The organism is uncultured Bacteroides sp. (genome assembly GCF_902491285.1).
Classification (GTDB): domain Bacteria; phylum Bacteroidota; class Bacteroidia; order Bacteroidales; family Bacteroidaceae; genus Bacteroides.
In genome coordinates this window covers 72,544-78,543 of the sequence record NZ_CABUHK010000014.1, presented here as the reverse complement: position 1 = coordinate 78,543, position 6,000 = coordinate 72,544, and the positions used below count along the sequence as shown (strand labels likewise).

7 protein-coding genes and 1 tRNA gene are annotated in these 6,000 nt (G+C 43.9%); 2 read left to right on the top strand and 6 right to left on the bottom strand.

All coding sequences use genetic code 11. The annotated features are described in order from the left end of the window. From RDN93_RS05675 to RDN93_RS05660, 4 genes are all read right to left on the bottom strand, one after another. Positions 1–210 (bottom strand): ATP-binding cassette domain-containing protein (locus RDN93_RS05675; RefSeq protein WP_308744595.1); only part of this gene is annotated, 210 nt, incomplete at its 3' end. A 378-nt stretch (positions 211–588) separates the two neighbouring features. Then, a complete protein-coding gene (gene pulA / locus RDN93_RS05670) occupies positions 589–2,589 on the bottom strand; it encodes a type I pullulanase (protein WP_308744594.1) in 2,001 nt (666 codons plus the stop codon). Between the two features lie 63 nt (positions 2,590–2,652). After that, positions 2,653–3,219: a crossover junction endodeoxyribonuclease RuvC gene (ruvC, locus tag RDN93_RS05665; RefSeq protein ID WP_308744593.1), complete on the bottom strand. Its 567-nt coding sequence runs from the start codon at positions 3,217–3,219 to the stop codon at positions 2,653–2,655. After that, positions 3,216–3,518: a DUF4286 family protein gene (locus tag RDN93_RS05660; RefSeq protein ID WP_024988766.1), complete on the bottom strand. Its 303-nt coding sequence runs from the start codon at positions 3,516–3,518 to the stop codon at positions 3,216–3,218. Before RDN93_RS05660 ends, ruvC begins: the two co-directional genes overlap by 4 nt. Before the next feature lie 115 nt (positions 3,519–3,633). Between RDN93_RS05660 and RDN93_RS05655 the strand changes: the two genes are divergently transcribed. Together RDN93_RS05655 and RDN93_RS05650 are read left to right on the top strand one after the other, a co-directional pair. Beyond that, a tRNA-Ala gene (locus RDN93_RS05655) sits at positions 3,634–3,707 on the top strand. 66 nt (positions 3,708–3,773) lie between these two features. Further along, entirely contained in the window at positions 3,774–4,085 is a 312-nt protein-coding gene (locus RDN93_RS05650; RefSeq protein WP_308744592.1) for a hypothetical protein, read from the top strand. A 13-nt stretch (positions 4,086–4,098) separates the two neighbouring features. Here RDN93_RS05650 and RDN93_RS05645 read toward each other — a convergent pair whose 3' ends face one another. Beyond that, entirely contained in the window at positions 4,099–4,311 is a 213-nt protein-coding gene (locus RDN93_RS05645; protein WP_308744591.1) for a hypothetical protein, read from the bottom strand. A gap of 483 nt (positions 4,312–4,794) precedes the next feature. Next, complete coding sequence (locus RDN93_RS05640; protein WP_308744590.1) at positions 4,795–5,811, bottom strand: energy transducer TonB; 1,017 nt, start codon at positions 5,809–5,811, stop codon at positions 4,795–4,797. Between the last annotated feature and the right edge of the window lie 189 nt (positions 5,812–6,000).

Genomic DNA, 6,000 nt, shown 5'->3' with positions numbered 1-6,000 from the left:
AGCGGAAGGGGAAAAGTCATACTGGAGTGTTCCTTCACGTAGCGGATATTTTCCGGTCAATGTATCTACAAAAAGGCTCTTGCCACCTCCATTGGGGCCTACAATGGCTATATGTTCATCTGCACCGATAGTTGCCGTGACAGGTTTATCCAAACGCACAAGCGGGTTGCGTGCAACGCCCCCCGCCATGCTAAATGTATTTTGGCTCATATTTCTTATATTCTGTTTTATTTTTGACCGCAAAGGTAACAATTTTATCACAGGATAAGCACTTTTCTTATCTATTTACAGGAAAACCGTGCTAAAAGTTTGTTTTCAATACCGCATGAAAATGAACCAAGCCAATACTGAACATGAAATAGATGGCTGGATACTACATAATGTCGGCTCTATATGGCAATTTTGACGTAGGCATTCAGTCTCGTACGTGTCGCATAACAAAGCAGATAGGTATCTCCTGAATGTTACAAATACGTTTTATCATATTACATCCAAGCTAAGACAGGCCTTAAAAAGCAGGTGCAGGCAGCATACCTGTATATGCGGAAATTAAAAGCCGGCTCGTCAAAGCCAGCATAGAAGTAAGGTTTACTTATACATAATCAGCGCAGACTGACCGGGGACAATCACTTCCGGTCCGGTTTGCGTTCCCAGTCCGCGGACGTCTATCACGCCGTCTTTGCACACGACTGTGTATTTGCCGGCAGGCACTTCAAGACGGGCGGGAGTAGTACGGGAGTTAAAGGCTACAACAATATCGCCCCAACGATCCCCGTTCGCATGGTCTTTCAGATGGAACGCAATCAAATTCTTGCCCTCTACGGGAAGAAAATCCAAATGCTTCCGAACCTTGTCCGCATCTCCCATACGGAAGGCAGGATGAGATTTACGAAGATCAATCAACCGCTTGTAATACATGAAAACGTCTCCATTCGTCGTCTTGCGTCTCCAGTCAATGGCGTTGACTGCATCCGGGCTCTTATAGCTGTTGTCCACTCCCTGTTTGTCACGCATCACTTCCTCTCCGGCATAGATAAACGGGATACCTTGCGAAGTAAAGACTACCGTCTGCGCCAATTTATCAAGACGGACAAGCTGTTCGGGAGTAATCCCCGGCATACTCGCTTTCAATCGGTCTGTAAGGCATAATCCATCGTGACAAGAGACGTAGCTAATCATTTGAACAGGCTGTTCCGCCCACGGCTTCTGACTGTAATTCACCGAATCATAACGTATCTGCGGATGTTCTACGGCTCCGACAATACCGAACTTAACGCTATTTTCTCCCCCCGGAACTCCGGCAAGAAAAGCTCCTTTCGCCTTCTCCCAAACCGACCCGCAGAGTCCGTCACGCAATTCATCGGAGAAAACAGCTATTCCCGGCATATGGGCGACATTTCCTTTCATTGCCAGCGAATCTACAGGATATTGGGGAGTCTCGGCTGCCCAACCTTCCCCATAGATACAGATAGTAGGATCTACTTCATTCACCGCCTTACGGATTTCGTTCATAGTCTCAATGTCATGAACTCCCATCAAGTCAAAGCGGAAACCGTCAATATGATATTCCTTCATCCAGTAGAGGACAGATTCTATCATAAATTTACGCATCATGGGGCGTTCGCTTGCCGTCTCGTTGCCGCATCCCGAACCGTTCGCCAACGTGCCGTCTTCTTTCTGACGGTAGAAATAACCGGGAGCGGTACGTTCAAAGTTACTCTCCACTGTATTAAAGGTATGATTGTAGACTACGTCCATTATCACCCGGATACCGACTTTGTGCAATGCCTGCACCATCTGCTTGAATTCTTTCACACGGGTAGCAGGCTGATAAGGGTCTGTTGCGTACGAACCGTCCGGAACATTGTAGTTCAGCGGGTCATATCCCCAGTTATACTGGTTTTCGTCCAGTTTTGTTTCGTCTACGGAAGCATAGTCATAGGAAGGCAGAAGATGCACATGTGTCACTCCTAACTCAATCAGGTGGTCGATGCCGGTCAGCAGCTTATCCGAATTCATCGTGCCGTGTTCGGTCAATGCGAGGTATTTTCCTTTGTTCTTTATTCCCGAAGTAGAATCGACGGAAAAGTCACGATGGTGCATTTCGTAGATAATCATGTCGGCAGGAGATTTCAACGGCGGACGCCGGTCGCTCTCCCACCCTTCGGGGTTCGTCGTTTTCCAGTCAATGATAGCGGCGCGTTTTCCGTTCACTCCGACAGCATGAGCGTTAATACCCGGTGTGTCTCCCTGCCATTTATCGTTGATTTTCACGTTGAAAGCATAGAACTTATCGAGCAAATCCTTGTCTACTACAATCGTCCAGATTCCGTTTTCACCGGGTTCCATCTTTACTGTTTCGTAGGCATGTCCGCCTTCGCCTTCATCATAAAGCATCAGGCGCACTTCTTCCGCTGTCGGCGACCAGAGAGTGAACTTGGTAGCCTCCGGCGCATATTCCATTTCCGTAAGACTTCCCGGACGAACCGGATATAGCTCGAAGGAAGCATATTCCTTTTTCGCTGAAGAACAACTCATAACTGTCGCCACTGTAGTCACCCCTACTATTGCTGAATAATTAATTCCCATCTTATACTCTCCTGTTCCTGTGATAACGATTTTCGCTTGTTGATTACCTTCTAACCTGTACGGTCACTTTACCTTATCCGGATTCTTCGCTATAAAATCCTTCCAACTGCTGTATCCTTTCTCTACAGCAGGGCGTCCCATTTGCAGAAAATGGCAATAGGCAGCAGCCAGACCGTCCGTCGCATCCATAAAGACAGGCATCTCCTCTTTCGAGAGACGAAGCATCCGCTGTAACATATCCGCTACCTGCTCTTTCGATGCCTGCCCGTTACCGGTAATAGCCATCTTTATTTTCAAGGGAGCATATTCGGTGATAGGAATGTCACGGCTCAACGCTGCCGCCATCGCTACCCCCTGCGCACGTCCCAGTTTCAACATAGACTGGACATTCTTACCGAAAAAAGGAGCTTCAATAGCCAGTTCGTCAGGCAGATAACTTTCAATAATGCCCAATACCCGTTCGTGGATATGGCGCAGTTTCAAGTAGTGATTGGCAAATTTGCGCAAGTCAATAATCCCCATGGCAATCATCTCCGGTTTGGTTCCTTTTATTCTCAGAACTCCATATCCCATGATTGTAGTACCAGGGTCAATCCCCAGGATTATCTTTTCCTTTACCGGCTGAATCACTCTATTATCTCCATTAATGTCGGAAACCCGATTACCTTATCCTTAAATATCTTTGTCAATTCGTCATTTAAACGCACTCCCTGTTCCAAATGCCAGCGATGCAGCAATCCGCTGCTCTCTACTTCCCACTGCAACGAATAAGCACTTCCATCTTCCCGATGGCTCAGGATCCGGCAAATGCGCGGCGTTTTCAGCGTTCCGTGTTTCTGTACTTCAGGGATATAGGATTCTTTTATCCAAATCAAAAAGTTATCGTGAACCTCATCGTCCACCTGAAAAGTAGTATTATAAATCAGCATATTTTTTTTTCAAACAATTATTTACCGCAAACATAGCAATTATTTCAGAATATTGCATTATATTTGCGCCAACAAAAAAGATTCGTTTACAAACGTTATCATATAAGGTTGAAAAGGGGCGTTAGCTCATCTGGCTAGAGCGTAACACTGGCAGTGTTAAGGTGATCGGTTCGAGTCCGATACGCTCCACAAATAAGGCATACAGTAGCAACTGTGTGCCTTTTTTATGCCTATATACTTAAATAACGTCCTATTATGCAATCTAAAACATCAAACAATGATTCTATTAAGAAAACTGAAACAATGGTTTCAAACAATGAAATCAAACAATGTTTTGTCCAAGAAATACCCCCCTACTATAACCTAGTAAAACCTAAAGGGACAAAACCAACAATGGTTTACTTCATAGTAAGAATCAAAAACGAACAAGTACGTATATCTACAAGATGTGAAGTGTACCCCAATCAATGGGAGAAGAACAAAGCTAAAGTAAGTAAACTGCTTCCTAAACTAGAATCAGATAATAATATTTCAAAGAATATACAAACAGAAATCATTATGAAGTGATAAAAAAAGACCTTTATTCAAGGTCTTTTTTTATCACTTCATCCATTTCCTTTATACGTTTCTTACGATCCTTGACAGTAGCGTCTTTTGTATCATTCTTGAACACATTGTCGGCACGGTCGGCAACTTCACCGCTCCACTCTTCAAATTCGTTCGTAGCCGGACGACCATTCGGTTCGATATTCTCTTCAGCAATCGAATCATGTCTGTTAATCATATCATCCATAAGTTTTCATTTTTAAAAGTTTATGGCTATAAGACAATCAGGAGCAAGAAAAGTTTGTTGTTTTAATGATTTTTGAAGAAAGCGGAATTGTTATTATACTAGGGGCAATTTCTGTTTCATGCTTTGAAACAAACAGTTTCATACCTTGATACATTTAGTTTCAAGCGTTAGAAACTAAAGTATCCAGCCTTGGAAACTCCAGTTTCCTACCACAGAAACTAGAGTTTCGACCGTTGGAACTGGAGTTTCCTGGCAGGAAACGGGTGATTAGACCGTATGTCCTGATGACTTCCCTATAACGACGACAAATGATTGACTACTTACTATAAACTAACAGAAAAAGTAATGTTGCAGATACTTTATCTGCAACACAACTGCAACAGGTATCTGCAACGCTGTAACCATCTAAAGTTCAATCGGTTATTCCAATTTTGTTGCAGATGGCAGATGTTTTATGTTTTTCAAACTTTGTGTAGAGGATACTTATTTTGCACGATAGCTTTTTGGTCGGAAAGGAATATACAGGGTATAATTGCTATCCGATGGTTTCCCCCCGACAAAAGCAGGCGACCATTTCGGCATCCCTTTTACAATACGAAGCGCCTCTTCCGCAAATTCCGGATGGGTGGAGCGAAGGATATGCGGACGAAGGATAACTCCCTCTTTGTCAATAGTAAATTCACACAACACATATCCTGAGACATTCTTTTCCAAAAGACTTGCCGGATAAATCATCTGCTCAGCAATATATTCTTCCGCACTCATATCCGGGAAATGAGCCAGTTCTTCCACTTGTTTTCCGGAAAGCGTTTGCGAACGGGGGCCCACCTGATAAATACCTACATACATCGGTTTCTTGTATGCATCCGGTTCTTCCTTGCTGCGTTGCTGCAACTTTTTCAATAAGGCAGCAGCCTCTTCCGCCAAGGTCGGCTCCGAAATATTCTCACCTTTGGACAACATATATGCCGACTGGCAAACCAATACAAGCCGTTCCATCAAAGTTCCTTTGGCGGGCGACCACTTGCGCCCCATCTGCTCCTTCCCTTTCGCATCGGTAGAGAAGAAATAATACACCACCCCGTCCAAACCTGCACTGGAACCATCCAAATCCTGAATCTGCTCCGTGACTAAACGGAAAATAGCACCCAAAGACTGGTAAAGCGATGCACTGATTACCACCGATTTGGTTTCCACTTTCACCGTCCCTTTCTCCGCTTGCCAATAGGTGCGCGACAAGGTATTTGAAATCAAAGTATAACGTCCGTTCTTCTTCTCAACCGACATCGCATATTCGGGTGAAAAGGAAGGGATAGCCACAAAACACGCATAAGGTTGTTTTTGAAAGCCCGTATTTAGTAAAGAAAATACACTACGATAATATTCGCCCAACTCACCTTTATAAGTAGAAAAAGGTCGCACCGGCTCCAAATAATCTATCTGAGCCGCAAGGCGAAAAGAAAAGGTCAAAAGCAGAAAAGTGAAAACAATCTTTTTCATAAGTTGCCGGATTTTCGGTACGTATCGTTGGCAAAGATACAAATAATTTCGATGACACATGAAAAAAATGTAGTTGAATAAAAACATCTTACTCAAACATTTACCCTGTGTGACAAACATAATAAAGAAAAGGGAGCGAATCACCGGCTTTATATCCCAGGAATGTGGAATACGCCACATAACACTGTG

What these genes read in the sequence shown, in the direction of transcription:
- pulA (WP_308744594.1), bottom strand. Translation starts at nt 2,589, where the DNA reads ATGGGAATTAATTATTCAGCAATAGTAGGGGTGACTACAGTGGCGACA.
- RDN93_RS05660 (WP_024988766.1), bottom strand. Translation starts at nt 3,518, where the DNA reads ATGCTGATTTATAATACTACTTTTCAGGTGGACGATGAGGTTCACGAT.
- RDN93_RS05650 (WP_308744592.1), top strand. Translation starts at nt 3,774, where the DNA reads ATGCAATCTAAAACATCAAACAATGATTCTATTAAGAAAACTGAAACA.
- RDN93_RS05645 (WP_308744591.1), bottom strand. Translation starts at nt 4,311, where the DNA reads ATGGATGATATGATTAACAGACATGATTCGATTGCTGAAGAGAATATC.
- RDN93_RS05640 (WP_308744590.1), bottom strand. Translation starts at nt 5,811, where the DNA reads ATGAAAAAGATTGTTTTCACTTTTCTGCTTTTGACCTTTTCTTTTCGC.